This is a genomic window from Streptomyces sp. NPDC002130 (assembly GCF_040296465.1).
Lineage (GTDB): Bacteria > Actinomycetota > Actinomycetes > Streptomycetales > Streptomycetaceae > Streptomyces.
In genome coordinates, this window is the sequence record NZ_JBEOXI010000578.1 from 1 (window position 1) to 2,298 (window position 2,298).

Annotated in this window: 1 protein-coding gene and 2 pseudogenes; 1 reads left to right on the forward strand and 2 read right to left on the reverse strand. The window is 72.1% G+C overall.

Annotated features, from left to right (window positions below; all coding sequences use genetic code 11):
* Positions 1–84: 84 nt before the first annotated feature.
* Positions 85–714: pseudogene (locus ABT116_RS43010) on the reverse strand (ATP-binding cassette domain-containing protein); the annotation flags it as partial.
* The gene (locus ABT116_RS43015) at positions 711–1,166 is read right to left on the reverse strand and encodes a MarR family winged helix-turn-helix transcriptional regulator (protein WP_351646180.1); all 456 of its coding nucleotides are present in this window, start codon (positions 1,164–1,166) and stop codon (positions 711–713) included. The pseudogene ABT116_RS43010 and the gene ABT116_RS43015, both read right to left, overlap by 4 nt.
* A gap of 261 nt (positions 1,167–1,427) precedes the next feature.
* Between ABT116_RS43015 and ABT116_RS43020 the strand changes: the two are divergent.
* Positions 1,428–2,204: pseudogene (locus ABT116_RS43020) on the forward strand (RNA polymerase sigma factor SigF); the annotation flags it as partial.
* Between the last annotated feature and the right edge of the window lie 94 nt (positions 2,205–2,298).

The window sequence follows — 2,298 nt, forward strand, 5'->3', positions numbered from 1 at the left end:
CCGACAGCACGAGGGTCGCGCCGGTGCCAGTGATCTCCCGGATGAGCTTGGCGTACGCACGCGCCGATTCCTGGTCGGAGGCGATGACGAGCGCAGCGCCTGGGCGAGTTCGAGCCGGCGGACCATACCGCCGGAGTACGTGGCAGCCAGCCGGTCGGCGGCGTCGGCGAGGTCGACGGCGGCCAGCGCCTGGGCGACGCGCTCGGCGCGCTGGGCGCGAGACACGTCGAAGACCCGGGCGAACAGGGCGACGTTCTCCCGTCCGGTGAGTCCGGCGTCCGCGGACAGTTGCTGCGGTACGTAGCCGAGCAGGCGGCGTACGGCCATGCGGTCCCCGGCGGCGTCGTGGCCGAAGACGCGGACCATGCCGGCGGGCACGGGCAGCAGGGTGGTGATGCAGCGGATGGCGGTGGTCTTGCCCGCGCCGTTGGGCCCGAGCAGGCCGAAGACCTCGCCCTGCCGGACGGTGAGGTCGAGTCCGTCCACGGCGTTGGTGTCACCGAAGGCGTAGGCGAGCCCGGTACAGGCGACGGCGTCAGCCCGGAGGCCCCTCCCGTCGGCCCGGGAATCGGGCGCGTCAGCCCGGAAGCCGGTCCCGTCAGCCCGGGAATCGGACGCGTCAGCCCGGAAGCCGGTCCCGTCAGCCCGGGAATCGAGCGCGTCGGCCCCGGGGGCGGTCCCGTCGGCCCGGGATGGGGCGGTGTCCCGTGTCATGAGTGCTCGGCCTCCTCGTGCAGGGTGTCGGCCAGCTTGCGCAGGGCCGGGATCGCCGCGTGCAGCGCCTGGCGGTCCGCTTCGTCGAGGCGCGCCACCTGGCGGCGTACGAGCTCGGCGCGGCGTCTGCGCCACTCGTCCAGCCGCGCCTCGGCGGCCGGGGTGGGCAGCAGCCGGGCGGCCCGCCGGTCGGCGGGGTCGGTCTCGCGGACCAGCCAGCCGGCCCCCACCAGCTGATTGACCAGGGTGGACACCGAGTTGGCCGCCAGACCGAGGTCCTTGGCCGCGTCGGAGATGCCGACGCCGGGCCGTGCCACGACCAGGCGCAGCAGTTCCACCTCGGCACCGCGCAGCCGCGGGTCGGGCATCTGCCGCCGCAGCCGCCGTCGGATCAGCCGTTGGACGGCGACGAGCGCGTCGGCCAGCTCTTCGAGGAAGGTTTCCGGCTCCATGCGGCCGAGATTAACTCTGTAGCAGAGCTAATCGGCCCAAGGCGAAGTCAAGCAAGGTCAAGAGGCGTACCCGAAATGGCAGCGACCTTGAGAGCGCCCGCATCCCCCAAATGCCGTATTGTCTGAATTGTCAGTGCTTCGGACAGGAGGCACGTATGTGGGGAGCCGGCCGCCCGGACTCCCGGTGCTTCCCGGAGGTCCGAGGCCGCGCTTCCCACGGTGTCTGTACCTATTCAGCACCTGCTCAGGGAGGTGCGCACCATGCGTATCGCCGGCAGCACCCGAACGCACCCCCACGACGACGCCCCCGACACCGCGGCGGCGTTCGCGCGTCTCGCGCGGCTGCCCGAGGGGCCCGAGCGCAAGGCCCTGCGGGACGAGCTGGTCGAGGCCTGGCTCCCGATGGCCGAGCGGATCGCCGTCCGTTTCCGCGGCCGCGGCGAGTCCCTCGAGGACCTCTACCAGGTGGCGGCTCTCGGCCTCGTGAAGGCGGTAGACCACTACGACCCGGCCCGCGGCAACGCCTTCGAGGCGTACGCGGTGCCGACGGTCACGGGCGAGATCAAGCGCCACTTCCGGGACCACATGTGGACGCTGCACGTGCCCCGCCGGGTCCAGGACCTGCGCAACCGGGTGCGGCACGCCGCCAAGGAGCTGTCGCAGACCACCCCGGGGCGCGCCCCCACGGTCGCCGAGATCGCCGAGTTCGCCCAGCTCACCGACGGTGAGGTGCGCACCGGCATGGAGGCCCTGGAGTGCTTCTCCGCACTGTCGCTGGAGGCGGAGATGCCCGGGACCGACGGTTACGCCCTCGGGGACGCGATCGGCGGGCCCGACCCGGCCTTCGACATCGTCGTCAACCGGGTGGCCGTCCGGCCCTGCCTCGAGGCGCTGCCGGAGCGCGAGCGGATCATCCTCTATCTGCGGTTCTTCAAGGGCATGACGCAGAGCCGTATCGCCGAACAGCTCGGCATCTCGCAGATGCACGTCTCCCGGCTGCTCAGCAGCTGCTTCGCCCATCTGCGTGAGGAGCTGCTCCCATGCGGGTGGTCAACCGCCGGTCGCTCCGGAAGCGGCTGTGCATCTGCCTCACCCCGCAGTCACGCACTCGTCCCACCGCCAGTGTGCACCG